Source organism: Conexibacter sp. CPCC 206217 (genome assembly GCF_030646165.1).
Classification (GTDB): domain Bacteria; phylum Actinomycetota; class Thermoleophilia; order Solirubrobacterales; family Solirubrobacteraceae; genus Conexibacter.
Window position 1 is genome coordinate 435,926 of sequence record NZ_JAUTDO010000003.1, and the last position, 24,956, is coordinate 460,881.

25 protein-coding genes are annotated in these 24,956 nt (G+C 73.2%); 8 read left to right on the forward strand and 17 right to left on the reverse strand.

Going from position 1 to position 24,956, the window contains the following annotated elements:
- The first annotated feature begins 2 nt into the window (after nt 1-2).
- Nucleotides 3-899 carry a phosphatase PAP2 family protein gene (locus Q7L65_RS10395; protein WP_304720948.1) on the forward strand — a complete coding sequence of 299 codons (897 nt, stop codon included), beginning with the start codon at nt 3-5 and terminating at the stop codon, nt 897-899.
- A gap of 118 nt (nt 900-1,017) precedes the next feature.
- Nucleotides 1,018-2,259 (forward strand): MFS transporter, encoded by a 1,242-nt coding sequence (locus tag Q7L65_RS10400; protein ID WP_304720950.1) that lies wholly within the window; start codon nt 1,018-1,020, stop codon nt 2,257-2,259.
- Here the strand turns inward: Q7L65_RS10400 and Q7L65_RS10405 are convergent.
- The 6 genes from Q7L65_RS10405 to Q7L65_RS10430 all read right to left on the reverse strand — a co-directional run bounded on the left by Q7L65_RS10405 (nt 2,249) and on the right by Q7L65_RS10430 (nt 8,866).
- On the reverse strand, nt 2,249-3,346 hold the full coding sequence (locus Q7L65_RS10405; RefSeq protein WP_304720952.1) for a Xaa-Pro peptidase family protein: 1,098 nt from the start codon (nt 3,344-3,346) through the stop codon (nt 2,249-2,251). The genes Q7L65_RS10400 and Q7L65_RS10405 overlap by 11 nt on opposite strands.
- Complete coding sequence (locus Q7L65_RS10410) at nt 3,343-3,783, reverse strand: type II 3-dehydroquinate dehydratase (RefSeq protein WP_304720953.1); 441 nt, start codon at nt 3,781-3,783, stop codon at nt 3,343-3,345. Before Q7L65_RS10410 ends, Q7L65_RS10405 begins: the two co-directional genes overlap by 4 nt.
- Nucleotides 3,780-5,372, reverse strand: a complete 1,593-nt coding sequence (locus Q7L65_RS10415; protein WP_304720954.1) for a bifunctional shikimate kinase/3-dehydroquinate synthase — start codon at nt 5,370-5,372, stop codon at nt 3,780-3,782. The genes Q7L65_RS10410 and Q7L65_RS10415 overlap by 4 nt, the downstream gene beginning before the upstream one ends.
- Nucleotides 5,360-6,526 (reverse strand): chorismate synthase, encoded by a 1,167-nt coding sequence (aroC, locus tag Q7L65_RS10420; protein WP_304720955.1) that lies wholly within the window; start codon nt 6,524-6,526, stop codon nt 5,360-5,362. The genes Q7L65_RS10415 and aroC overlap by 13 nt, the downstream gene beginning before the upstream one ends.
- 112 nt (nt 6,527-6,638) lie before the next feature.
- Complete coding sequence (locus tag Q7L65_RS10425) at nt 6,639-8,012, reverse strand: FAD-binding oxidoreductase (RefSeq protein WP_304720956.1); 1,374 nt, start codon at nt 8,010-8,012, stop codon at nt 6,639-6,641.
- The gene (locus tag Q7L65_RS10430; RefSeq protein ID WP_304720957.1) at nt 8,009-8,866 is read right to left on the reverse strand and encodes a FadR/GntR family transcriptional regulator; all 858 of its coding nucleotides are present in this window, start codon (nt 8,864-8,866) and stop codon (nt 8,009-8,011) included. The genes Q7L65_RS10425 and Q7L65_RS10430 overlap by 4 nt, the downstream gene beginning before the upstream one ends.
- Before the next feature lie 139 nt (nt 8,867-9,005).
- On the opposite strand from Q7L65_RS10430, the gene Q7L65_RS10435 reads away from it, so the two are divergent.
- The gene (locus Q7L65_RS10435; RefSeq protein WP_304720958.1) at nt 9,006-9,572 is read left to right on the forward strand and encodes a DJ-1/PfpI family protein; all 567 of its coding nucleotides are present in this window, start codon (nt 9,006-9,008) and stop codon (nt 9,570-9,572) included.
- A gap of 18 nt (nt 9,573-9,590) precedes the next feature.
- Here Q7L65_RS10435 and Q7L65_RS10440 read toward each other — a convergent pair whose 3' ends face one another.
- The 4 genes from Q7L65_RS10440 to Q7L65_RS10455 form a co-directional block, all read right to left on the reverse strand.
- On the reverse strand, nt 9,591-10,142 hold the full coding sequence (locus Q7L65_RS10440) for a prepilin peptidase (RefSeq protein WP_304720959.1): 552 nt from the start codon (nt 10,140-10,142) through the stop codon (nt 9,591-9,593).
- Nucleotides 10,143-10,304: 162 nt separating this feature from the next.
- Nucleotides 10,305-10,508, reverse strand: a complete 204-nt coding sequence (locus Q7L65_RS10445) for a hypothetical protein (protein WP_304720960.1) — start codon at nt 10,506-10,508, stop codon at nt 10,305-10,307.
- 37 nt (nt 10,509-10,545) lie between these two features.
- Nucleotides 10,546-11,184 carry an O-methyltransferase gene (locus Q7L65_RS10450; RefSeq protein ID WP_304720962.1) on the reverse strand — a complete coding sequence of 213 codons (639 nt, stop codon included), beginning with the start codon at nt 11,182-11,184 and terminating at the stop codon, nt 10,546-10,548.
- 348 nt (nt 11,185-11,532) lie between these two features.
- Nucleotides 11,533-11,832, reverse strand: coding sequence for a metal-sensitive transcriptional regulator (locus Q7L65_RS10455; RefSeq protein WP_370552548.1), 300 nt, complete (start codon nt 11,830-11,832; stop codon nt 11,533-11,535).
- Nucleotides 11,833-11,955: 123 nt separating this feature from the next.
- Here Q7L65_RS10455 and Q7L65_RS10460 point away from each other — a divergent pair, with 123 nt between their 5' ends.
- From Q7L65_RS10460 to Q7L65_RS10470, 3 genes are read left to right on the forward strand one after another with little or no spacing between them, the layout of a single operon-like run.
- Nucleotides 11,956-12,195 (forward strand): heavy-metal-associated domain-containing protein, encoded by a 240-nt coding sequence (locus tag Q7L65_RS10460; protein ID WP_304720964.1) that lies wholly within the window; start codon nt 11,956-11,958, stop codon nt 12,193-12,195.
- On the forward strand, nt 12,192-13,145 hold the full coding sequence (locus Q7L65_RS10465; RefSeq protein ID WP_304720965.1) for a hypothetical protein: 954 nt from the start codon (nt 12,192-12,194) through the stop codon (nt 13,143-13,145). Before Q7L65_RS10460 ends, Q7L65_RS10465 begins: the two co-directional genes overlap by 4 nt.
- Nucleotides 13,142-15,415, forward strand: a complete 2,274-nt coding sequence (locus tag Q7L65_RS10470; protein ID WP_304720967.1) for a cation-translocating P-type ATPase — start codon at nt 13,142-13,144, stop codon at nt 15,413-15,415. Before Q7L65_RS10465 ends, Q7L65_RS10470 begins: the two co-directional genes overlap by 4 nt.
- A gap of 6 nt (nt 15,416-15,421) precedes the next feature.
- On the opposite strand, the gene Q7L65_RS10475 is transcribed toward Q7L65_RS10470, so the two are convergent.
- The 3 genes from Q7L65_RS10475 to Q7L65_RS10485 form a co-directional block, all read right to left on the reverse strand.
- Nucleotides 15,422-16,087 (reverse strand): RES family NAD+ phosphorylase, encoded by a 666-nt coding sequence (locus Q7L65_RS10475; protein ID WP_304720969.1) that lies wholly within the window; start codon nt 16,085-16,087, stop codon nt 15,422-15,424.
- A 3-nt stretch (nt 16,088-16,090) separates the two neighbouring features.
- The gene (locus Q7L65_RS10480) at nt 16,091-16,801 is read right to left on the reverse strand and encodes a hypothetical protein (protein ID WP_304720970.1); all 711 of its coding nucleotides are present in this window, start codon (nt 16,799-16,801) and stop codon (nt 16,091-16,093) included.
- A gap of 92 nt (nt 16,802-16,893) precedes the next feature.
- Nucleotides 16,894-17,088 (reverse strand): hypothetical protein, encoded by a 195-nt coding sequence (locus Q7L65_RS10485; RefSeq protein ID WP_304720972.1) that lies wholly within the window; start codon nt 17,086-17,088, stop codon nt 16,894-16,896.
- A gap of 274 nt (nt 17,089-17,362) precedes the next feature.
- On the opposite strand from Q7L65_RS10485, the gene Q7L65_RS10490 reads away from it, so the two are divergent.
- Complete coding sequence (locus Q7L65_RS10490) at nt 17,363-18,019, forward strand: hypothetical protein (RefSeq protein ID WP_304720974.1); 657 nt, start codon at nt 17,363-17,365, stop codon at nt 18,017-18,019.
- Between the two features lie 26 nt (nt 18,020-18,045).
- Here Q7L65_RS10490 and Q7L65_RS10495 read toward each other — a convergent pair whose 3' ends face one another.
- The 4 genes from Q7L65_RS10495 to alaS form a co-directional block, all read right to left on the reverse strand.
- Nucleotides 18,046-18,903: a shikimate dehydrogenase gene (locus Q7L65_RS10495; RefSeq protein ID WP_304720976.1), complete on the reverse strand. Its 858-nt coding sequence runs from the start codon at nt 18,901-18,903 to the stop codon at nt 18,046-18,048.
- A gap of 67 nt (nt 18,904-18,970) precedes the next feature.
- On the reverse strand, nt 18,971-20,740 hold the full coding sequence (mltG, locus tag Q7L65_RS10500) for an endolytic transglycosylase MltG (RefSeq protein ID WP_304720978.1): 1,770 nt from the start codon (nt 20,738-20,740) through the stop codon (nt 18,971-18,973).
- The gene (ruvX, locus tag Q7L65_RS10505; RefSeq protein WP_304720979.1) at nt 20,737-21,174 is read right to left on the reverse strand and encodes a Holliday junction resolvase RuvX; all 438 of its coding nucleotides are present in this window, start codon (nt 21,172-21,174) and stop codon (nt 20,737-20,739) included. Before ruvX ends, mltG begins: the two co-directional genes overlap by 4 nt.
- The gene (gene alaS / locus Q7L65_RS10510) at nt 21,174-23,837 is read right to left on the reverse strand and encodes an alanine--tRNA ligase (protein ID WP_304720980.1); all 2,664 of its coding nucleotides are present in this window, start codon (nt 23,835-23,837) and stop codon (nt 21,174-21,176) included. Before alaS ends, ruvX begins: the two co-directional genes overlap by 1 nt.
- Nucleotides 23,838-24,030: 193 nt before the next feature.
- On the opposite strand from alaS, the gene Q7L65_RS10515 reads away from it, so the two are divergent.
- Complete coding sequence (locus Q7L65_RS10515) at nt 24,031-24,948, forward strand: D-isomer specific 2-hydroxyacid dehydrogenase family protein (protein WP_304720982.1); 918 nt, start codon at nt 24,031-24,033, stop codon at nt 24,946-24,948.
- Nucleotides 24,949-24,956 lie beyond the last annotated feature (8 nt).

The following is a 24,956-nucleotide window of genomic DNA, read 5'->3' on the forward strand; positions in this document are numbered from 1 at the left end:
GAGTGAACCCCCTCCCCCTGCTCGCGCTCGCGTTCGGCTGCGCGGGCGCGGTCGTCGCGACCTACGCCGTACTCGTGCGCACGCACCGCGGGCAGCGGATCGACCAGGGCGCCTTCGACGGCCGCGCGCTCGCGACCGCCTCCGCGCACGACGCCGCGCAGCAGCTGCTGACGACGATCAGCGTCGGCACGCTCGCGCTCGCGACCGCGGTGCTGGTCGCGCAGGCGCTGCTGCGGCGCCGGCTCGCGCTCGCGCTCGTCGCCGGGACCGTGATCGGCGGCGCCGTCCTGACGACGGAGCTGCTGCAGCGCACGCTGACGCGGCCGGACCTGCTGATCGACGGGCGCCTCTACGAGAACAGCTTCCCCAGCGGGCACGTGACGGTCGCGTTCGCGATCGGCGTCGCGGCGACGCTCGTCGCCCCGCCGCGCGTGCGCCGGCTCGTGTCGGTGCTGGCGGTCGCGTACGGCTCGGCGGTCGGGATCGCCGTGATCGCCGCCGGCTGGCACCGGCCCAGCGACGTCGCCGGCGCGCTCTTCGTCGTGACCGCGTGGGCGGCGCTGGCCGGCCTTGCGGACACGCTGCTGGAGCGGCGCCGCGCCGGCGCCGCGAGCTGGCCGCAGCCGGCGGTCGCGCGCAGCTACCTTGTGCTCGGCGGCGTGCTGCTGGCGGCCGGGTACGCCGTCACGCTCGCGATCGTCGGCGCCGGCCGCGCCGGAGCGATCGACTGGACCGCGGTCAACGGCGCCTTCGCGGGCGCCTGCGTGACCGTCGCCGGCGTCGCCGCCGTGCTGATGGCGGCCCTGCTGGCAGCTCTGCGCGCCGCGCTTCCCGCCCGCGCGCCGGCCCGCAGACGCGCGGCGCCCGCGAGAGCGGCAAGACGGCGCGCGACGCGCTGAGAACCGCCCAGGCGGCGCCCGGCGCGCGCTGAGACCCGCGAGGCGGCGCAGGCCGCACTCCGAGCAGGAAAAGTTACTGTCGCCGCCGTCGGCGGACTGACGTACGCTCCCCAGCCCGATGCGCCGTTTTCACCGTCTGTGGGGGCACAAGGACTTTCGCTGGCTCTTCCTGAGCCAGACGATCTCCACGACCGGCGACCGGATCGTTCTTGTCGCGCTGGCGCTGCTGGTGACCGAGCGAACCGGCTCGACCGCGGACCTCGGGCTGGTGATGGGCGTCTACACCGCCGCCCATCTCGTCTTCGTGCTGTTCGGCGGCGTCTGGGCCGATCGGCTGCCGCGCCATCGCATCATGCTGTCGACCGATCTGATGCGCGGCTCGCTGCACGCGCTGCTGGCGGTGCTGATCCTGACCGACCACATCACGATCTGGGAGCTGGTCGCGATCGAGGCGCTGTTCGGGACCGCCGAGGCGTTCTTCAGGCCCGCCTTCAGCGGCCTCGTGCCGCAGACGGTGCCCGAGGAGCTGATCCAGGAGGCGAACGCGCTCAACAACCTGACGCAGACGATCGCCGAGTTCGCCGGCCCGGCGATCGCGACGGCGCTCGTGCTGACGCTGGGGACCGGCACCGCGTTCGCCGTCGACGCCGGGACGTTCTTCGTCAGCGCCTGCCTGCTCGCGCTCGTGCATCCGCGGCCGCGTGGGGAGCCGGCGCCGCGCCGCTCGGTCCGCACGGAGCTGCGCGAGGGCTTCGAGGAGGTCCGCTCGCGCACCTGGGTGTGGGTCACGATCGTCGTCTTCTCGTTTCAGCTGTTCGGCACCTACGCGCCCTACGTCGTGCTCGGGCCGACCGTCGCGGAGGACCGCTACGGCGATCCGGCGCTGTACGGCTGGCTGGCGGCGGCGGTCGGCTTCGGCACCGCGATCGGCTCGCTGCTGGCGCTGCACTGGCGCCCGCGCCGGCCCCTGGTGGCGGGGATCCTCCTGGTGCTGCCGTTCTGCCTGCTGCTGAGCGCGTACGCGCTCGGGATCCCGCTCGCGCTGGCGCTCGTGCTCGGGACGACGACCGGGGTCGGCATCGCGCTGTTCGGGATCTGGTGGCAGACGGCGCTGGCCGAGCGGATCCCGCCGCAGGCGCTCTCGCGCGTGACCTCCTACGACTGGCTCGGATCGCTCGCGCTGCTGCCGGTCGGCTATGTCGTGATCGGCGTGCTCGCCGACCACATCGGCGCGATAGAGGTGATGGCCGGCGGCGGCGTGCTGGCAGCGTCGGTGCTGCTGCTTGGGCTGATCCCGCGCGCGACGCGCGAGCTGGGTCAGGCCGGCGCGCGCGTCGGCGCGCCGCCCGTCAGGGGATGACCGTCAGGCCCTTCGGCAGCGTCGTGAGGACGTCCTGGCCGTCGGCGGTGACGACGACGAGGTCCTCGATCCGCACGCCGAGCACGCCCGGCAGGTAGATCCCCGGCTCGACCGTGACGACGTTGCCGGGCGCGAGCGTCGCCGTCGACGCTCTCGACAGCCGCGGCGCCTCGTGCACCTCGATCCCGACGCCGTGGCCGAGGCTGTGGCCGAAGTGCTCGCCGTGGCCGGCGGCCGCGATCACGTCGCGCGCGGCGGCGTCAGCGTCCCTGCCGGTCACGCCCGGCCCGACGGCGGCGAGGCCGGCCAGCTGCGCCGTCAGCACGGTCTCGTAGATCGCGCGCGCGTCGTCGCTGACCGGGCCGGCGGCGTAGGTGCGCGTGCAGTCGGAGCAGTAGCCGTCGAGCTCGGCGCCCCAGTCGATCACGACGAGGCTGCCGGAGGCGATCGTCACGTCGCGCGGCGTGGCGTGCGGCAGCGCGCCGTGCGCGCCGTGGGCGACGATCGTGTCGAAGCTGGGGCGCTGCGCGCCGAGCGCCTGCATCTCGTGCTCCAGCGCGAGCGCGACCTCGCGCTCGGTGCGACCGGCGAGGCCGTCCTGCAGCACGTGCTCCAGCGCGCCGTCGGCGAGCAGCGTCGCCGCGCGGATCCGCTCGATCTCGTGCGCGTCCTTGACGAGCCGCAGCTGCTCGACCGCGCCGCCGGCGGCGACCAGCTCGACGCGCTCGGGCAGCAGCTCGCGCAGCCGCGCGTGCGTCTTGACGGAGACCGTCTGGTCGTCGAAGCCGAGCCGCACGTCGCCGCTGGGCAGCCCCGGGAGGATCTGCTCCAGCAGGTCGGTCTCGCCGATCACGCGCTCGTAGCCGTGGACCTGCTCCTGGATCTGCTGCTCGTAGCGGAAGTCGGTGACGAAGCGGCGCAGGTCGCCGCCGCCGACGACCGCGAGGCCGTTGGAGCCGGTGTAGCCGGTCAGGTAGCGGACGTTGACGAGGTTGGTGACCAGCAGCGCGTCCAGTTCGCGCGCGGGCAGTGCGGCGGCGAGGCGGTCGGCGCGGGCTGCGCTGTCGGTGCTGCTGGTCCGGCTCATCCGTTCAGCTCCTTCTGCAGGCGCGCGAGCGCGTCGCGGTAGCCGTCGGGCCCTCTGCCGGCGACGGTCTCGATGCAGAGGTCGCGGATCACCGAGACACGGCGCCACTCCTCCCGTTGGTGCACGTCGGACAGGTGCACCTCGACGCTCGGCAGCCTCGCGATCTCCAGCGCGTCGCGGATCGCCCACGAGTAGTGCGTCCAGGCGCCCGGGTTGAGCACGAGGCCGTCGGCCATCTCCCCCGCGCGGTGCAGCTGCTCGACGAACGCGCCTTCGAAGTTGCTCTGGAAGAACTGCACGCGCAGGCCGAGCTCGTCGGCGAAGCCGGTGATCGTGCGCTCCAGCTGGTCGAGCGTGAGGGTCCCGTAGTGGCTCGCGTCGCGGCGCCCGAGCTGGTCGAGGTTGACGCCGTGCAGGACTGCGATGCGGCTGCTCATGCGGGTGCGGCTCCCTTTGCCTGCGCAAGCTCGACGACGGCTGCGCGCAGATCCTCGTCGCCGACCTGGCAGCCCGGCCGCGCCGCGCCGGGTCCGTCGAGCAGCACGAACGGGACGGGCGCGCCGCTGCGGCGCTTCTTGTCGCGCGCGGTCGCGGCTATGACCGCGTCGAGGTCGACCGCGCCGGGGGTCAGCTGCGTCGGCAGGCCCTGGGCCGCCAGCAGCCCGGCGACCTCGTCGCGCAGGTCGTCCTGGCCGGAGAGCCGCAGCGCCGCCAGCAGGCCGAGGCCGACCGCCTCGCCGTGGCGGAACATCGCGTAGGAGGTGACCGTCTCGATCGCGTGGCCGACGGTGTGGCCGAGGTTCAGCACCTGCCGCACGCCGCCGTCGCGCTCGTCCAGCGCGACGACCGCGAGCTTCGTGCGGGCGCACTCGAAGATCGTGTCCTCGTCGGGTGGGTCGCCGGCGCGGACGCGCTCCCACAGGTGTCCGCCGGCGATCAGCGCGGTCTTGACGACCTCCGCGTAGCCGGCGGCCGCCTCCTCGCGCGGAAGCGTCTCGAGCGTGTCGACGTCGACGACGACCGACGACGGCTGGTGGTATGCGCCGACGTAGTTCTTCGCGCTCGGGAGGTCGACGCCGGTCTTGCCGCCGTAGGCGGAGTCGACCTGCGAGACGATCGTCGTCGGGACCTGCACGATCGGCACGCCGCGCTGGTAGGTCGCCGCGACGAAGCCCGCGAGGTCGCCGACGACGCCGCCGCCGAGCGCGACGAGATGGTCGCTCTGCGTCATCCCGTGCTCGCCGAGCGCGACCCAGACGGTCTCGGCCGTCTGCAGCGTCTTGTGCGTCTCGCCCGCGGGGATCGTGATCGTGGCCTTGAGACCGTCGCCGAGGCTTGACGCGTAGCGCGGCCCGACCTGGTCGTCGGTCACGAGGTAGCCGTCGCCCTGCACCGGCGAGAGCGCCGAGCCGAGCAGGCCGCGGCCGACGAAGACGGGGTAGTCGCCGGAGTCGCTCGTCGCCCACAGCAGGCGCGTGCCGGCGGGCGCGTCGCGTAGCGCGAGGATCGACGGCAGCGCGTCGTCGATCCGGTCCCTGTGGTCGGCCGGCAGCACCGCGTCGGCGGCGGCCATGTACATCGGCCGGCGGCGGATGTAGAGGTCGCGGAAGTCCTGCGGGTCGCGTGCGAGCGGGCGGCCGCGGCCGGCGGCGCGCTCCCAGGCGGCGTTGACGTCGACGTCGAGCAGGATCGTCGTGTGGCGTCTGAGCGCGGCACGGATCCGCGCCGAGTGCAGGGCGCCGCCGCCGAGCGAGAAGATCCCTCCGCGCGCCTGCTCCAGCATGTCGCCGACGAGCCGCTCCTCGAGCTCGCGGAAGGCGGCCTCGCCCTGCTCCGCGAAGCAGCGGTCGATCGGCATGCCGAGGTGCTCGGCGATCGCGGCGTCGGCGTCCTGCACCTCGACGCCGAAGCGTCTGGCGAGGCGGCGGGCGGCCGTCGTCTTGCCGGCGCCCATGAAGCCGACGAAGACGAGCGCGCCGTCGTCGGGCAGCTTCGGCTGCGGCTGCGTGCGGCTCAGCGGCGCCATCCGATCCGCTCCTCATAGGCGCTGACGGCCTCGCGCACGTCGTCGATGTGGTCGCCGCCGAACTTTCTGCGGTACGCGTCCGCGACGACATGGGCGAGCATCGCCTCGCCGACGACGCCGGCCGCCGGCACCGTGCAGGAGTCGGTCCGCTCGCGCAGCGCCTGCGCCGGCTCGTGCGTGTCGATGTCGACCGAGCGCAGCGGCTTGGTCAGCGTCGGGATCGGCTTCATCGCGACCTTCACGAGGATCGGCTCGCCGGTCGTCATGCCGCCTTCGAGCCCACCGGCGTGGTTGGTCGCGCGAAAGTATCCGCGCGTCTCGTCGAAGAAGATCTCGTCGTGCGCCTGCGAGCCGGGCACGCCTGCGATGTCGAAGCCCTCGCCGATGCCGACCCCCTTCATCGCCTGGATCGACATCATCGCCATCGCGATGCGGCCGTCGAGCCGCTCCTCCCACGAGATGTGGCTGCCGAGGCCCGGAACGACGCCGAACGCGATCACCTCGAACGTGCCGCCGAGCGACTCGTTGTTCTTGCGCAGCGTCGTGATCTCCTGGACCATCGCTCTGCTGGCGTCCGCGTCGAGGCAGCGGACCGGCGACTCGTCGACGTGCTCGAAGTCCGCGACGGTGAGGGCGCGGTCGAGGACCGGCGCTCTGACGGAGGTGATCTGCGTGACGTGCGAGCGGATCTCGACGCCGACCGCCTTCAGGAACGCCTTCGCGAGCGCGCCGCCGGCGACGCGGGCCGCGGTCTCACGCGCGCTGGCGCGCTCGAGGATGTTGCGCACGTCGCCGGTGCGGTACTTCCAGGTGCCGACGAGGTCGGCGTGGCCGGGGCGCGGAAGATGGACCTCGGGGATCGATCTCTCGACCGGCCACGGGTTCATCCGCTCTTCCCAGTTGGCGAAGTCTCTGTTGGGGATCTGCAGCGCGACCGGGCCGCCCATCGTGCGGCCGTGACGCACGCCGGCGGTGACATCGGCGCGATCTCTCTCGATCTTCATCCGGCCGCCGCGGCCGAAGCCGAGCTGGCGGCGCGCCATGTCGGCGTTGATCGCGTCCTGCTCGAGCTCGAGCCCGGCGGGGAGTCCTTCGACGATGCATGTGAGGCCGGGACCGTGCGACTCGCCGGCAGTGATGAGACGGAGCGCCATGAGGCGTTGAAGGTTAGTTGGCGGGCGGGCGTGGACGCTGCGTCGCCTCCGCGCGGCTTCGTTGGACGCCGCGCGCGCTCGCGCCGCCCGCCCGTGTTCCGCTGCGGCGCGCTCAGATCGCCTTGCCGGGGTTGAACAGCCCGTGCGGGTCGAACGTGCGCTTGATCGCGCGGTGCAGCTCGTGCGCCGCGCCCAGCTCCTGCGCGAGAAAGTCGCGCTTGAGCAGGCCGACGCCGTGCTCGCCCGTGACGGTGCCGCCGAGCTGCAGCGCGAGTCTGACGAGCGCGGCGAACGCCTCCCGCGCGTGCGCGACCGCGTCGGGATCGCGGTGGTCGTAGACGATCGTCGGATGCATGTTGCCGTCGCCGGCGTGGCCGAAGGTGCCGATCACGACGCCGTGCGCCGCGGCGATCTGCTCGATCCCCTCCAGCAGCGCGGGGATCTTGCCGAGCGGGACGCCGACGTCGTCCAGCAGCGTCGCGCCCTGGCGCTCCAGCGCCGGATACGCGAGCCGGCGCGCGGCCATCAGCATCCGCCCCTCGGCCTCCTCGTCGGTCGTGAGCGCGAGGGTCGCGCCGGCCTGCTCGCACCACGCGGCCATCTCGTCGACGGCTTTCAGCGCCTGCTCGCCGCCGAGGTCGCTGCGCGCGAAGACGAGCGCTGCGACGCCCTGATCGAGGTCCTGCGGCGCCATCTGCTCGACGGCCTGGATCGTCGTGCGGTCCATCAGCTCCAGCACCGAGGGGGTGCTGCTGCGGCTGATCTTCGCGATCGCCGCGCCGGCGGCGCCGAGCGTCGCGAAGCTGGCGGCGAGCGTCGCGGAGCTGCGCGGCGGCGGGAGCAGGCGCATCGTCGCCTCGGTGACGATCCCGAGCGTGCCCTCCGAGCCGCAGATCAGCGACGCGAGGTCGTAGCCGGCGACCCCCTTGCGCGCGCGCCGCCCGATCCGCACCGCTCTGCCGTCGGCGAGCACCAGCTCGAGTCCGAGCAGCGCGTCGCGCGTGACGCCGTACTTGACGCAGCAGAGCCCGCCGGCGTTCGTCGCGATGTTGCCGCCGATCGTGGAGAACTCGAAGCTGGCGGGATCGGGCGCGTAGAAGAGCCCCTCGCGCTCGGCGGCCGCGCGCAGCTGTGCGTTGACGAGGCCGGGCTGCACGGTCGCCAGCAGCGACGGCCCGTCCAGTTCGACGACGTCGGTCATCCGCTCGGTGCTGATCACGACGCAGCCGTCGATCGCGTTGGCGCCGCCGGACAGTCCGGAGCCGGCGCCGCGCGGCACGACGGGAACGCCGTGGGTCGCGGCGGCGCGCACGGCGTGCTGCACCTCCTGGGTGGTGCGCGGCCGCACGACGGCGGCGGGCGTGCCGGCGGCGACCAGCCCGGGCGCGGCCTGATCGTGCCGGTAGGAGGCGAGCACCTCCGGATCGGTGACGACGTCGCCGGAGCCGGCGAGGTCGTCGAGCAGGCGGTCGGCGGTGGCGGTCATGCGGAGGTTCCTCCGAGCGGCGAGCTGCCGCTGGTCCGTTGGTCTGATGGTCGGCTGGCGAGCGGGTCGCCTGCGCGGGCCGCTGCGCGCGGCTCGGCGGCAGCTGTCGCGCGCTCGGCGGAGCGGTAGAAGCCCATCACGTGGTCGCGCAGCAGCAGTTCGGCGTCGCGACCGTCGCCGGCCTCGACGGCGGCGAGGATCGCCTCGTGCTGGCGCGTCAGTCTGTTCAGCGTCCGCTGCGGCGCCGGCAGCGCGCGCAGCGCGTCGAGCAGGTGCGCGGAGACGGAGTCGCGCACGGCGAGCATCACGAGTTGAAGCGCCTCGTTGCCGGAGGCGGCGACGAGCGCGACGTGGAAGCGCACGTCGGCGCGCTCGAATGCGGCCACGTCGTCTCCGACGGCCCGCATCTCCTCCACCTCCCGGTGCGCATCGGCGAGGCAGGCGGCACGGTGGCGGGACGCCTCGGCGCGAGCGTCGGTGGCGTGCAGCCGCGTCGCCGCACCCGCGACCGCGGCCGCCTCCAACGCGCAGCGCAGCTCCACGAGGTCGGCGAGCGGGACGCGGCCGAGGCGCATGAGGTGGACGAGGCTCTCGCGCAACGGGCCGGTCGACAGCGACTCGGCCGGCGGGACGCGCAGCGGGGCGGTCGGTCCGCTCGCGACGGCGAGGCCCTGGGCCTGGAGCGCGCGCAGCGCCTCGCGCACCGTCGTGCGGCTGACGCCGAACTGCGCGCACAGCTCGCGCTCGGCAGGCAGCTCCTCCCCCGGCGCCAGCGCACCGTCGAGGATCGCCTCGCGCAGCTGATGCGCGACCTGCTCGTAGGCCGGATTGCGGATGACTTCGCTGAACGCCATTGGTCGGACCATATCTCTTTGACTGCTGGTCTGACAAGCGGGTACGATAAAGGTGTCGGTCCGCTCGCCAGCAGGAGCGCACTGCCGCTTCGCCTGCGAACCGGTCCGGTCGACGACCGCTCTAGAGAGGGAGTTCCCCATGGCGAAGGTCCTGCTGCTGACGGGTGACGCTGCCGAGTCGCTCGAGGTGATGTACCCGTACCAGCGACTGCTGGAGGACGGCCACACGGTCGACATCGCCGCGCCGACGGTGAAGAAGCTCCAGTTCGTCGTGCACGACTTCGTCGACGGCTTCGACACCTACACCGAGAAGCTCGGCTACACGTGGCCGGCCGACGTCGCGTTCGCCGACGTCGACCCCGCGGACTACGACGCGCTCGTGATCCCCGGTGGCCGCGCGCCCGAGTACATCCGCAACGACGCCGACGTGAAGCGGATCGTGCGCCACTTCGCCGAGGCCGACAAGCCGCTCGCGCATCTCTGCCACGGCCCGCTCTGCCTTGCCAGCGCGGGCGTGCTGAGCGGCCGCCGCTCAGCGGCTTACCCGGCACTGGCGCCCGACGTCGAAGCGGCCGGCGGCACGTTCGTCGACGACGAGGCGGTCGTCGACGGGTCGATGGTCTCCGGCCGCGCCTGGCCCGACCACCCGGCGTGGATGCGCGCGTTCATGGCGATCCTGCACGAGCGCGAGCCGGCGACCGCCTGACGCGCGGCGCGGCGCCCCCTACCCCAGCCACCACTCGCTCAGCTCGGCGCCGGCGGCGAACGCGACGCAGGCGCCGAGCGCGAGGAACGGACCGAGCGGGAGCGTCGCCTCGCGGGCGCTGCGGATGCCGCGGCGGATCGCCAGCGCCGCGCCGGCGAGCGCAGCGGTCACCAACGCGACGAGCAGCGCGACGACGACGGTGCTCTCCAGCAGCAGGCCGAGGACGGCGGCGAGCTTGACGTCGCCCATCCCCATGCCGTCGGGCCGGATCAGTGCCGCGGCGAGCAGGAAGCCACCCGCCGCCGTTCCCCACAGCAACTGCGCCGGCAGCCGCGCGGGATCCGCGACCAGCCCGATCGCGAGCGCCGCGAGCGCCCCGGCCGCGGTCAGCCGGTTGGGGATCAGGCGCCGGTCGAGGTCGATCCAGGTGACCGGCACCAGCAGCGCGACGAGCGTCGCGCCGATCAGCCGCTCACGCGTGCCGTCGGCGACGAGGACGACGAGCGCGAGCAGCGTCGCGCCGGCACAGGCCAGCGCGATCTGCAGTCGGAGTGAGTGTCGATGCGCCATCCGCCGCTGGATCGGCGGGCGGCGTCACCGTGTTGAGCGGCGCCGCGCCAGAGCGGACGGATGCCCGGCCGCGTCCCCGCGAGCGAGGCCCGGATGCCCGCCTGCGTCGCCGGCCCACGGGGCCCGGCGCGTGAATCGAGCCCCGCGCGGCAGCCCGCTCGCTCAGTCCGCCGCCGCTGGCGGCGGGGCGTCGCCGCGCAGGACGACCCCCGCTTCCTGGGCGTTGTGCTCAGGGATGTAGGTGCCGCTGCCTTCGCACCAGGGGCAGGTGATCTCGTTCGGCGTGCCGCCGAGGCCGGAGATCACTCTGCCACTGCCGCGGCAGGCGCGGCACTGGTCGTCGGGGATCGGTTCGTCTGAGGACATGGGCGCGCCAGGGTAGCGGCATCTGGGCGGCGGCGCCTCAACGTCGGACCGCGAGCGCCAGTCCGTCGCCGATCGGCGTGATCAGCCCGTCGAGCTGCGGATGGCCGAGGAAGTGGTCGTTGAACGAGCGCGCGGTCGCGACGCGATCCCCGCTCCAGCCGTCGATCGGGCGGCCTTCGGCGACCGCACCCGACATCAGCACGTTGTCGACCGCGAGCAGCCCGCCGGGCCGCATCAGCGGCACGATCAGGTCGAGATGGCCTGCGTACTCGGCCTTCAGGCCGTCGAGGAAGGCGAAGTCGAACGGTCCTTCGACCTGCGTCAGCCCCTCGGCGGCGTCCTGCAGGCGCAGGTCGACGCGCGCCGGCAGCCGTGCCCGCGCGAAGTAGCTCAGCGCCTGCGTGTGGCGCTCGCGGTCGATCTCGAACGAGATCAGCTCACCGTCCGCGGGCAGCGCCCGCGCGAGATGCAGCGTCGAGACGCCGATCGCGGTCCCGACCTCCACGATCCGCCGCGCGCCCACCGCCCGCGCGAGCACCTGCAGGAGCGTCGCGGCCTGCGCATCGAGGATCGGGACGCTGTCGCGCGCGCCGCGCTCCTGCATCTCGGCGAGCAGCGCGTCGGGTTCTGGCCGTGTCTGGTCGAGATACGAGCGGACGGCGTCGGTCACGATCATGCGGGCGGGCCTCCAAGTGGCATCGTGCCACCTTCCTTCCCCGAGATCCGGTTCATGTAGCGCGCCGCGACGAGATCTTCACCGATCGAGCGTCCGCAGCAACCGACTCACCGGTTGGCAGCGAACTGACCGCGCGGCTTGTCTCCCTGCGAATGGATGACTAGTTTTGACCAATGGGAGAGGTTCCACGGGAGCGGGACCCTGAGAGCAGGTGAAGGCAGGGAGTCACTGTGGTCTGGCGCATGAAATGAGCCGTTCCACGGGTGTTTCGTCGTGCGCGCTGGAGGGCCGTGCGTGCGGACGCCCGAAGGACCTCGAAGCGCTGGCTGGCGGCGTCGTGCGGCGCCGTCAGCCCCGCCGCATCAACCGCGCGACGGCGCCCATCAACTCGTCGGTCTTCTCCGCCTTGGCGTCGCCCTCGGCGCCCATCACGCAGTGGTTCGCGTGCTCGTCGAGCAGACCGAGCGCGACCTTGTCGAGCGCCGCTTGGACCGCCGAGATCTGCGTCAGCACGTCGATGCAGTAGCGCTCCTCCTCGACCATCGACTGCACGCCGCGGACCTGTCCCTCGATCCGGCGCAGCCGCTTCGTGAGCTGGTCCTTCGTCGCGCTGTAGCCGCGCGTCGGCGTGGTTCTCGTCGTCTCGATCGACGCCATCGGGCTCTCCTGTGGTCGGGTCGCTGACAAGTCTAGCTTACCCCCCTGGGGTATGTATGGTACGGTCTGTTGCCATACCCCCCTACCGTATCTTGGAACCCGGGAAGGACCGTCATGAGCACCTCCAGCGACATCGCCACCAGCCCGCGAGAGCGCATCTACACCGTCGGCGGCATGACCTGTGAGCACTGCGTCCTGTCGGTGCGCGAAGAGGTCTCGGAGCTGGAGGGCGTCGAGCTGGTGGAGGTCGACCTGGCGAGCGGTCGGCTGCGCGTCGGCGGTCCGGCGGCCGATTCGCAGGACGCGATCCGCGCTGCGGTCGAGGCGGCCGGCTACACGGTGGTGTCGTCATGAGCGCCGCGCTGAAGCTCGCCGCCTTCGCCGCCGCCCTCGCCGCGATCTTCGGCGTCGCCACGTTCGCCGGCGCGGCGGTGGATCCCGACCGCGGCGATCCGCCGGTGGCTGCGCACGCGGGTGCGGCGGCGGAGGACGAGGAAGGCGGCGCGATGGGCGATCGAGTCGGCGCCGCTGACAGCGACGCGCATGGCGACGAGGTCGGCGCGAGCGGCGGCGGGCACGGCGCCGAGAGCGGCGGCGGGCACGGCGCCGCCACCGCCGTCCGCGGCCTGGCGGCCGCCCAGGACGGGCTGCGCCTGGTCCTCGACACGCCCGCGCTGCGGCGCGGCGCGCGCGAGCGGGTCGCGTTCCGGATCGTCGGGACCGATGGCGCGCCGCTGCGCGACTACGACGTGACGCACGAGCGCAAGCTGCACCTGATCGTCGTGCGGCGCGACCTGAGCGGCTTCCAGCACCTCCACCCCACGCTCGCCGCGGACGGCACGTGGTCCACCGCGCTGACGCTGCCCGAAGCCGGTTCCTACCGCCTCTTCGCCGACTTTTCCCGTGACGGCGAGCCGATCACGCTCGCGAGCGATCTGCGCGTCGACGGCGACGCCGACCTGCGCGACCTGCCCGCGCCGGTGACCGAGACGACCAGCGACGGCGGCGACGCGGTCACACTCGCTGCCAACGACGAACCCGCCGATGCCGGTGTGGAGCAGATCCTCCGCTTCGCGATCACCCGCGACGGCGCGCCGGCCGAGTTGGAGCCGTACCTCGGCGCCGACGGGCATCTCGTCGCGCTGCGCGAGGGCGATCTCGCGTTCCTGCACGTCCATCCGAGCGGCGACGGGCCGGCGTTCGAGACGACCTTCCCGACGCCCGGTCGCTACCGGCTGTTCTTGCAGTACAAGGTTGCCGGTCGCGTCGAGACCGCCGCGTTCACCCAGGAGGTGACGGGATGAGCACGACGCCGACCACCCCGAGCCACCACGTCGAGCTGCCGATCAGCGGGATGACGTGCGCCTCGTGCGCCAACCGGATCGAGCGCAAGCTGAACAAGCTCGACGGCGTCGCCGCCACGGTGAATTATGCGACGGAGAAGGCGACGGTCGACTACGACCCCGCGACCGTCGCGCCGCAGGACCTGCTCGACACGGTGGCGGCGGCCGGCTACAAGGCGAGACTGCCCCCGGCGCCGCGCGGGCCGGCAGCAGACCTGCGGTCCTCCCCCCGCCACGGCGCCGCCGAGGACGCGGAGCTGGACGAGACCGTCGAGCTGCGCAACCGCCTGCTGATCTCCGCCGTCCTCGCGCTGCCGGTCCTGCTGCTGTCGATGATCCCGGCGCTGCAGTTCGACGACTGGCAGTGGGCGGCGCTGACGCTCGCCTCGCCGGTCGTCGTGTGGGGCGCGTGGCCGTTTCACCGCGCGGCGTGGGTGAACCTGAAGCACGGCGCCGCGACGATGGACACGCTCGTCTCGGTCGGCGTGCTCGCCGCCTGGCTGTGGTCGCTCTACGCGCTGTTCATCGGCGAGGCCGGCATGACCGGGATGAGAATGACCTTCCAGCTGCTGCCGAGCTCCTCCGGCGACAGCGCTGAGCACATCTACCTCGAGACCGCGGCCGTGGTGACCGTCTTCATCCTCGCCGGCCGCTACTTCGAGGCGCGCGCGAAGCGGCGCGCCGGGGCGGCGCTGAGAGCGCTGCTGGAGCTGGGCGCGAAGGACGTCGCCCTGCTCGGTGACGACGGCGTCGAGCGCCGCGTGCCGATCGAGCAGCTCGCGCCCGGCGACCGCTTCGTCGTGCGACCCGGCGAGAAGGTCGCGACCGACGGCGTCGTCGAGGACGGCAGCTCCGCGGTCGACCAGGCGCTGCTGACCGGCGAATCGGTGCCGGTCGAGAAGCGCCCCGGCGACGAGGTCGCCGGCGCGACCGTCAACGCCGGCGGTCGGCTGGTCGTGCGCGCGACGCGCGTCGGTGCAGACACCGCGCTGGCGCAGATCGCGCGCCTGGTCAGCGACGCGCAGTCGGGCAAGGCGCCGGTGCAACGGCTCGCGGACCGGATCTCCGGCGTCTTCGTGCCGATCGTGATCGCGCTGTCGGTCGCGACGCTCGGCTTCTGGCTCGGCGCGGGCGAGAGCGCGACGTTCGCGTTCACCGCCGCGGTCGCGGTCCTGATCATCGCCTGCCCCTGCGCGCTCGGTCTCGCGACCCCGACGGCGCTGCTCGTCGGGACCGGCCGGGGCGTCCAGCTCGGCCTGCTGATCAAGGGCCCGCAGGTGCTGGAGTCGACCCGCACCGTCGACACGATCGTGCTCGACAAGACCGGGACGGTGACGAGCGGGCGGATGAGCTTGGTGGAGGTGATCGGCGAGCCCGACGCGCTCCTGATCGCGGGAGCGCTCGAAGATGCGTCCGAGCATCCGATCGCCCAGGCGATCGTGACGGCGGCACGCGAGCAGCTCGACGCCCTCCCACCCGTCGAGTCGTTCGCCAACCGCGAGGGGCTCGGCGTCGAGGGGGTCGTCGATGGGCATGCGGCGCTGGTCGGGCGCCCGGCGCTGATGCGCGAATGGAGCCTGACGCTGCCGCCGGAACTGGAGCGCGCGCGCGAGGCGGCCGAAGCGCAGGGCCGCACCGCCGTCGTCGCCGCGTGGGACGGCGAGGTGCGGGCGCTGCTGGTGGTCGCCGACACGGTCAAGCCCACGTCCGCAGCGGCGATCGCGCGACTGAAGGCGCTCGGTCTGCGACCGCTGCTGCTGACCGGCGACAACGCCGCGACCGCCGCCGCCGTCGCGGCCGAGGTGGGGATCGCGCGCGACGACGTGATCGCGGAGGTGCTGCCGTCGGACAAGGCGAGCGTCGTGCGGCGGTTGCAGGCGCAAGGCCGCGTCGTGGCGATGGTCGGAGACGGCGTCAACGACGCGCCCGCCCTCGCCCAGGCGGATCTCGGCCTGGCGATCGGAACCGGCACCGACGTGGCGATCGAGGCGTCGGACCTGACGCTCGTGAGCGGCGACCTGCGCGCCGCCGCCGACGCGATCCGCCTCTCGCGCGCGACGCTGCGCACGATCAAGCAGAACCTCGCGTGGGCGTTCGGCTACAACGTCGCCGCCCTCCCCCTCGCCGCCGCCGGCCTGCTCAACCCCCTCGTCGCCGGCGCCGCGATGGCGCTGTCGAGCGTCTCGGTCGTCGCCAACGCCCTGCGGTTGCGGCGCTTCAGAGCGGGCTGAGCCGCGTCACGGCGCCCCGCGCGGCGTGCGCAGCCCTTCGCGGCGCAGCCAGGCGCGGTAGCCGTCGTGGGGCAGGTCGGCGAAGGTCGTCTCGACGATCAGCTCCTCCGGCGGCGTGCCCTCGGCGACGAAGCTGCAGGGCAGGCGCAGCTCCGGGTTGGGGTTCTCCCACCGTTCCAGACCGCCGAGCAGGACCTTCTCGTAGCGGGCGCCGAAGAGCGTCAGGTTGGTCGCGCCGTCGAGCGCGGCGCTCGGCGAGAGGACGCCGCGGTAGCCGGCGGCGCGCAGGTCGTCGCCGATCTTCTGGCAGGCGCCGTGGTCGCCGACCGCCGTGCGCGGGTTCAGGCCGCACGCGGCCCAGCGGTCGAACGTCGACAGGTCCGCGATCTCCGTCTCGCGCACGAACGCGAGCCACAGCCGCCGCCGGTACTGCGCCGCGCGCGTGCCGCCGCGGATCCGCTCGAAGCGGACCAGCTCCGCCCACGCGCCCATCGGCTCCAGCGCCAGGTACTGCGCGTAGCCCTCGCCGAGCCGGTGCCAACGTGCCGAACGCTGCGACGGCGTCGGCTCTCCGGCCGCGTGGTAGAGCGGCGGCCAGTCGGGCGCGACCTGGCGGAAGCAGTGCCAGCCGCCCGAGATCCGCTCCGGCGCGAGCTTCCAGCTGGGGCTCACGCCTCAGCCCGCGAGCTGCCCGCGCGAGCCGCGCGCCAGCGCGACCAGCGGCGCGTGGGCGCTGGCGACGTCGCGCTCCAGCAGTTGCAGCGGCGTGCGGCCGTCGAGCTGGTCGCGTTCGGCGTCGAACCACAGCACGATCCCGAGCGGCGTCAGCGACGGCTGCAGGTAGCTGATCAGCTGGGCCAGCACGACGGCGCGCTCGCCGTTGCGCGTCACGGGGCGGCCGGCGCGCCAGGCGCCGATCGTCTTCGTCGAGACGCCGAAGAGGCGCGCCAGGTCGCCGGCCGGGATCCGCTCCAGCGTCGCGAGCACGTAGTCGACGGCGGCGCGCGGGTCGTCGAGCTGGTCGTGCAGCAGCCGCCGCTCGATCCGCGCGAGCACGTCGCGCATCATCATCTCGTGCAGCTCGATCTCGCCGTCGGCGTCGCGCACGTCCGGGTCCGCGTCGATCGCGCGGCGCAGGCCGACGAGGAACTCGAACAGCTTGCGCGCGTCGTAGTCCTCGGTGCCCTGCGGCAGCGCGACCGAGAGGCCGAGGACGGCATCTTCCAAGCGCTTGTAGCAATCCTGCCGCCAGGCCCGCAGCGTTTCGCGGTCGTCCTCGACGAAGACCGGCGCGGGCGGCGTGCGAACGGGTCCGATCAGCTCACGCACATGCTCCGCCTTGTGGCGGAGCATTCCCAGCTGGGGTGTGTCTGCCAGCGCGCTCATCCGGACCTCTGGTTCACGGGACTTCTAATCGAGTGCGAAGTCTAGCGGACCCGTGGGGTCGACGTCTCACCCGGACGGCGGGCTCGCGCCGATCAGGACGCGGGCGCCTCGATATCGCGAGCGAGCGCGACCGCGGGCGTGACCCGGACCTCGCCGTCGCGCCCGAGCAGTCGGACCACGAGCCCGGCCTCCACGAGCGCCTCGATGTCGTCTGCGAGTTGGCTCAGGTCGAGCGCTGAATCGTCGTTGCGCTGGCTCGGGAACCGCGGGTTGTTCTCATACAACATGGGCTGTAGCGCTCCTTCAGGCGGCAATGTAGGACGTGCAGGATCTCGCGGGCGTCGGACGGAACCGCGGTCCGACGATCGGCGTATCGCTTGTCAACAGATCGCGTCGCCGCGTTTTCCCCGCTATTTGGGGAAAGCGCGAAAGTTTTCCACAGCTTGTGCACAGCGCCGGGTGCGGCGACGCACACGGTTCGGCATGTAGAAGCGATCGCTGTAGGAGTTGTGAACAGGGCCGCCACGCGCGGGTCGGGCCGGACGCGATAGGAATCTGGCGGTGCCGACCAACGCCTCTCGCAGCAGCTCCTCCCGACTCGCCCGTGCCGCCGGTGCGGAGCGCATGGCGCTGCTGCGCGAGCGCGACAAGCTGACGCGCAGGCGCGACGCCGCAGCCGCCCAGTTGGCGGGGATAGAGGACCAGCTGTCCGACGTCGAGGAGCGGCTGGAGCTGATCGACAGGCTCGTGCCGGAGGCCGCCAACGTCCATCCGCTGCCGGCGCGGGGTGGCGGCGGTGGGGCAGGCGACGGGCTGAAGGGCTCGGCGATCCGGCGTGCCGCGATCGGCGTGCTGCTCGCACGTCCGGCCGGTCCGGCCGAGCCGATCCACTACAAGGACTGGTTCCGCGAGCTGGAGGCGGCCGGGCACCGCGTCGCCGGCAAGGACCCGCTCGCGGTCTTCCTCACGCAGATCTCGCGCTCACCGGTCGTGCGCCGCACGACGGTCTCCGGGGTCTACGAGCTGGACCTCGACGCCCCCGCGCAGCTGCGCGCCCGCCTCGACCGGCTCCACGCACGCCTCGCCGAGCAGTCGAGCGACCGCGCCGAGCGCGAGCGCGTGCTGGCCGAGCTGGCGGTCGCGGAGCGCGCACTCGACGAGGCCGAGCGGGCGCTGCCGCGGGGCGACGACGCGACGGACCGGCGCGCGACCGGCTGAGCGGCGGCGCGGCGCGGCGACGAGCTTCAGCCGCGCGCGGCGGTGCGCATCACGTCGAGCGGAGCAGGCTTGCCGGTCCAGTGCTCGAAGCCGATCGCGCCCTGGCGGACGAGGATCTCGAGGCCGTCGACGGTCTCCACGCCGGCCGCGCGGGCGGCGGCGATCAGGTCGGTCGGCTGCGCGCCGTAGACGAAGTCGACGACGCAGCGGAACGCGCTGACGTCGGCGGCGCTGAGCGGGAGGTGGTCGAACTGGGTCTGCTCCGTGGCGAGGCCGACGGCGGTCGTGTTGAGGAGCAGGTCGATCGGAGCGACACGATCGGCTCCGCCGCCGCGCGGCGCGACATCGTCGATCGGGCCCAGCAACGCGGTGACGGCCTCGCCGTCCACGACCCGTCCTCCCAGCTCCGCCGTCAGCCGCTCGGCGCGCTCGCGCGTGCGGTTCCAGACGAGCACGTCCGCGGCGCCCGCGTCGAGCAGCGCCCACACCGCCGATCGGGCCGTGCCGCCCGCGCCGAGCACGAGCGCCGTCGCACCGGCGACGTCGAACGGGAGCGCCTCGACGACCGCGGGCGCGTCGGTGTTGTCGGCATGGATGCGGCCGCCGTCGAACGTCAGCGTGTTCGCGGCGCCGATCGCACGGGCGCGGTCGGTCGCCGAGTCGGCCAGTGCGAGCACCGCGTGCTTGTGCGGGATCGTCGCGTTGGCGCCGGTGAAGCCCGCGCCCTCCAGGCCGCGCACCGTCTCCTCCAGCAGCTCCGGCGGGACCGGCAGCAGCTGATAGGTCCACCCCTCCAGGCCGAGCGCCGCGTAGGCCGCCTCGTGCATCGCCGGCGAGCGGCTGTGACGCACCGGCCAGCCGAGCACTCCGCAGCGGCCGCCCATCAGCGGCCTCCGGCGCGCCCGCGGCTGCCGCGGCCGCAGTGGCCGCCGCGCGCCGCCCCCGCCCTGCTCAGCATCTCTGCGGCGACTTGCCGCCGGCTGCCGCGCGTGCCTGGTTGTACGTCGCCACGTCGGCCTGGAATCTCTCGAACGTGTCGGAGAAGGCGTGCTCGCCGCAGACGCCCGGCTTGACGACGTAGTAGAGCGCTCTGCTGTTGGCGGGGTGCGCGGCGGCTCTGATCGACGCGAGACCCGGGCTGCCGATCGGGCCCGGTGGCAGGCCCTGCTTCGTGCGCGTGTTGTACGGCGTGTCGGCGTCGAGGACCGACTGCTTCAGCGGGTTGACCCAGTCGTTCTGCTCGAACCGCAACGTCGCGTCGATGCCGAGCGGGATCCCGTCGCGCAGGCGGTTGTAGATGACCGCGGCGACAAGCGGGCGCTCGCGCGGGATGCTGACCTCGCGCTCGACCATCGCGGCGATCGTCAACACGTCGAACGCCGTCAGTCTCTTGCTCTTGGCGTAGCCGAGGTTGACCGTCGCGAAGTTCTGCTGGAACGCTCTCAGCTGGTCGTCGACGAGCGTTCTGACGCTGCCGCCCTTCTTCACGTCATACGTCGCCGGGAACAGGAAGCCCTCCAGCGTCGCGTCTCTGGGCGCGCCGTATCTGGCCGGGTTCAGGCGCGCAGATCTGCGCGAGGCGGTCAGATAGTCGCCTCTGAGCCCCGCTCTTCTGGCGATCGCGACCGTCTCCTTGCGGCTGCGCCCCTCCGGGATCGCGACCTTGACGACCGGCACCTGCGGCGCCTCTCTGATTTCCGTCAGCGCGTCGAGCGCGGCGCCGTAGCCCATGTCTCTTCTGAGTCTGTACGTGCCGGACTTGAGGTCGGAGCGCTTGCCGGAGACCGACGCGCGCAGCCCGAAGAAGAAGCTCGACGAAATCACGCCTCTGTCGGCCAACAGGTCGCCGATGTCGCCCGCGCTCGCCCCTCTCGGGATCGTCACGACGATCTGGCCCGATCCGTCGCCGCCGCCGAACGGCTGGAAGGTCGAGTTGACGAACCAGAGGAAGATCAGCACCAGCAGCACGACGACGAACGCGGCGATCCGCGGGCCGGCGCTGCGGCGCTTGCGCGCGCCGCCCGCGGCGACCTCGCCGGGCCGCTTGACACGCACCCGGCGGCCTCTGCGCGGGATGTCGCTGCGGCGATTGCCGCTGCCCGTCGGCCGGTGGATGTTCGGCAGGTGCGCGCGGCTGACTCTTCTGGTGCCGAGCGGCTCCTCGTGCTCCCCGGTCCCGGGATCGGCCGGCGACGGCGACGCGGGCGGAGGCGTCGACGCGGCGGGATCGAGCGGCGGCCCGTCGGCGACGGGATGCTCGTCGGTCCAGTCGCTCGTCACGTCGTGCAGCTGGGTGGCCTGCGGGTCATGCGCCGCGGGCGTCGGCTCAGCTGCAGGGTGCGCCTGGTGCTGCTCGTCGACCCATGCCTCGTTGACGTCCCACTGCTGGGTCTCCTGTGAGGAATCGGCAGACTCCTGCGGCGCGGGAGCGGCCGGTCTGGAAGCGGGCGGCTCCGGCTCGCGCGCGGGCGGCTGCGTGCTCTGCGCGGGCGGCTCCGGCTCGCCGGCCCTCGGTTGCGGCGCCCGCGGCTGCGGCTCGAGCGGCACGAACGGCTCGGGCTCGGGCGCAGCCGGCTCAGGCGCGGTCGCGGCCCGCTCGTGCGGCTCCAGCAGCTCGTCCGGTATCGGCTCGCCGGAGCGCTCGTAGCGGCGCCGCTCGCGTGCGCGTCGCGCCGCCTCGCGCTCCTCGGGGGTGCGCTCGCCGCCGCCGCGCGGGCTCATGCCTCGGCTCCGTTCTCGAACAGCGCGCGGTTGCGCGTCAGCCAGCCTTCGAGCAGCACGGCCGCGGCGCGCGAGTCCTCGCTCTCGCGCCCGCCGACGCTGGCCGCGATGACGGTCGTGAAACGCTCGTCGTAGAGGTCGATCGGGAGCTTCTCACCCAGCAGCTCGCGGAGTCTGACGACGAACTCGCGGACCTCCCGCGTCTGCGCCGTGTCGCTGCCGGAGAGGCCGAGCGGCAGCCCGACGACGATCCGATCGACCTCGCGCTGGCGCACGACCGCGGCCAGGCGCGCCATGCCCTTGCGCGTCCCGGGCCGCTCCACGTGGGCGATCGGGGTCGCGAGCGTGCCCGTCGGATCGCTGAGTGCGCAGCCGCAGCGGGCGCTGCCGTAGTCGAGCGCGAGCACGCGCATCAGCTTAGAGCCCGCCGCCATCAACCTGCGAGAGCGGTCTCGATCGCCGCGCGGGCGGCGTCGATCGCCTCGGGCAGCTTCTCTGGGTCGCGGCCTCCCGCGCGCGCCATCGTGTCGCGGCCGCCCCCGCCGCCGCCGGTCACCTCGGCCGCGACCTTGACGATCGCGCCCGCTCTCACGCCGCGTGCGACGAGCGCCGGCGCGACGCTCGCGACGAGGTGGACTCTCCCGTCGGCGACCGCGCCGAGCACGATCGCGGCGTCGCCGAGCCGGCCCTTGAGCCTGTCCGCCACGTCCGGGAGCGCCTTCGGATCGCTCGACTCGATCACTGCGGTCAGCACGCGCGCGCCGCCGTCGTGCTCGGTCGCGGAGGCGACGAGCGCCTCGACGTCGAGCGCGCCGTCGGGGCGGCCGCCGCTCTTGGCGGCCTTCTCCAGCTGCTTGATCCGCCCGCGCAGCTTGCCGACCTCGGCCGGGACCTGCTCGGGGGTGGCGCGCAGCTCCACCGCCGCCTCGCGCAGCGCCGTGTCGTGCTCCCGCAGCAGCGTGACCGCGACCGGCCCGGTGATCGCCTCGATGCGGCGCACGTTGGCGGCGCTGGAGGTCTCCGCGAGCACGCGGAAGAGGCCGATCTCGGCGGTCGAGCGGACGTGCGTGCCGCCGCACAGCTCGCGCGAGAAGGAGCCGTCGCCGACCTCGACCATCCGCACGACGTCGCCGTACTTCTCGCCGAACAGCGCCATCGCCCCGAGCTTCTTCGCCTCGTCCAGGGTCGTCGTCAGCGCGCGCACCGGCAGGTTCGCGAGGATCCGCTCGTTGACCTCGTCCTCGACGTCGCGCAGTTCGTCGGACGAGAGCGCGGCGCCGTGCGTGAAGTCGAAGCGCAGCTTGTCGGGCTGGACGGCGGAGCCGGCCTGGCGGACGTGGTCGCCGAGGCGTCTGCGCAGCGCCGCGTGCAGCAGGTGCGTCGCGGTGTGGTTGGCCTCGGTCGCGTGGCGCGCGCCGCGGTCGACGACCGCGTGGACGTGCTCGCCGGGCTTCAGCGTGCCCTTCTCGTTCTCGACGACGACGACCTGGTCGGCGCCGCCGGCGACGCGCAGCACGTCGACGACGCGCGCTCTGCAGTCGCCGTCCTCACACGTCAGCCAGCCGTGGTCGGAGACCTGGCCGCCGCCGGCCGCGTAGAACGGCGACTCGACGAGCTTGACGAGCACGTGACCGTCGGTCTCCGCCTCCAGCGCGCCGACGGTCGTCGACTGCTCCGTCGTGACGTAGCCGGTGAATTCACTGGTGAAGGCGGCCGTGCCGGCCAGCTCCTGGGCGCGGGCGCGCAGGTGGTCCTGGGCGCCGGTCGAGCGGCCGCCGCCGGCGCGCGAGTTCGCGCGCTGCTGGTCCATCAGCGCCTCGAAGCCGGACTCGTCGACGCCGAGGTCGTGCTCGGCCGCGATCTCGCGCGTGATGTCGATCGGGAAGCCGAACGTGTCGTGCAGCCTGAAGACGTCGTCGGCGCCGAGGCCCTCCTCGCCGTTGGCCTTCGCCTGCGCGATCAGCTCGTCGAGCATTCTCGTGCCCTGCTCGAGCGTGCGGCCGAAGCCCTCCTCCTCCGCCACGAGCCACTTCTGGATCGACGCTCTGTGCTCGACGATCTCGGGGTAGGCGGCGCCCATCAGCTGCTCGACGACGGCCGCGAACCTCGGCAGGAAGCCGGGCTCGATGCCGATCCGGCGGCCGTGCTGGATCGCGCGGCGCATCACGCGGCGCAGGATGTAGCCGCGGTCCTCGTTGGACGGCACGACGCCGTCGGCGACGAGGAACGTCATCGCGCGCGAGTGGTCGGCGAGGATCCGCAGCGCGCGCGTGGTCTCCTCGTCCTGGCCGTAGCTGCGGCCTGACAGCTGCTGGCCCAGCTCGATCAGCGGCCAGAACTGGTCCGTCTCGAAGACCGACTCCTTGCCCTGCAGGATCGCCGCGAAACGGTTCAGCCCGAGGCCGGTGTCGATGTTCTTCGCGGGCAGCGGCGTGAGCGTGTTGACCGGGTTCTGGTCGAACTGCATGAAGACGAGGTTCCAGAACTCGAGGAAGCGCTCGTTCTCGCCGCCGGGCAGGTCGTCGGCCTTGCCGAAGTCGAGGCCGCGGTCGAGGTAGAGCTCCGAGCACGGGCCGCAGGGACCGGTCGGCCCGGCCTGCCAGAAGTTCTCCGAGCGCGGGCACTCGACGATCCGCTCACGCGGGACGCCGGCCTTCAACCACAGTTCGATCGCCTCCTCGTCGGCGCCGAGACCCAGCTCCTCGTCGCCGCCGAAGACGGTCACCCAGACGTCGTCCTCCCTGAAGCCGAACCCGCTCGTGGCGAGCTCCCAGGCGAAGCCGATGACCTCTTCCTTGAAGTAGTCGCCGATCGAGAAGTTACCGAGCATCTCGAAGAACGTCAGGTGGCGCAGCGTGTTGCCGACGTTCTCGATGTCGGTCGCGCGGAAGCACTTCTGACAGCTCGTCAGCCGCGTGTGCGGCGGCTGCTCGATGCCCTGGAAATACGGCTTCAGCGGATGCATCCCCGCCGTCGTCAGCAGCACGGACGGGTCGTGCGTCGTCGGCACCAGCGGCGCCGAGCGCAGGCGCTGGTGCCCGCGCTGCTCGAAGAACGACAGGTACGTCTCGCGGATCTCGTCGGAGGTCATCGGCATGGGCCGATGAGTCTAGAGCGCCACGCCGCCGAGCCGCGACTTCCTGGCCGCCGCCCGCACCGCCCTGCCGGCCGGCGTCGACCCCCTCCCGGACCCCTGAATCCCCGAGGACCGAAGGATTACTGCTGTTGAGCGGTAGTAATCCTGCGGTCCTCGCCGTGGGCGGTGCGCGACGGTGGGTACCGTTCGGTTGATGTCGAAGCTCAACGTGTTTGTCGGGCCGGATCCGCGTCCGCAGATGGAGGCCGCCGTGCGCGACGGCGGCGGGACGGTCGTCGGCGATCCCGCCGTCGCCGACGCGATCGTCTGGCGTGGCGATCCGCAGCAGCTCGCGCCGCTGCTGAGCGAGCGCGTGCGCTGGGTGCAGCTGCCCAGCGCCGGGGTCGAGCGGTGGCTCGCGAGCGGGCTGATGGATGCCGACCCGCAGCGGGTCTGGACCTCCGCGACCGGCGCCTACTCCGGCATCGTCGCCGAGCACGCGCTCGCACTGCTGCTGGCCGGCTTCCGGCGGCTGCCGCAGTCGGCACGGGCGGCCACGTGGGATCACACGGTCTCCGGCCGCACGCTGCGCGGCGCGACGGTCGCGATCGTCGGCGCGGGCGGGATCGGGCGGGCGCTGATCGCGATGCTGCAGCCGTTCGGCGCGCACGTGCTGGCGGTCACGCGGCGCGGCGAGCCGGTGCCCGGCGCGGACGAGACGCTGCCGGCGTCACGCGTCGCCGAGGTCTGGCCGCGCGCCGACGCCGTCGTCCTCGCCGCGCCCGCGACCGGCGCCACCCAACAGCTCGTCGACAGAGCTGTGCTCGCCGCGCTGCCCACCGACGCCTGGATCGTCAACGTCGGACGCGGCTCGCTGATCGACACCGACGCGCTCGTGCACGCGCTTGCGGCCGAGCAGATCGGCGGCGCCGCGCTCGACGTGACCGACCCCGAGCCGCTGCCCGACGACCACCCTCTCTGGCACGAGCCGCGCGCGCTGATCACGCCGCATTCCGCCAACCCGATCGGCCCGCGCAGCGCCGCGCTCGCCGACCGCGTCCGCGACAACGTCGCCCGCCGGATCGCGGGCGACGAGCTGCTCGGGGTGGTCGAGCGGGAGCGCGGGTACTGAGCCTCGTC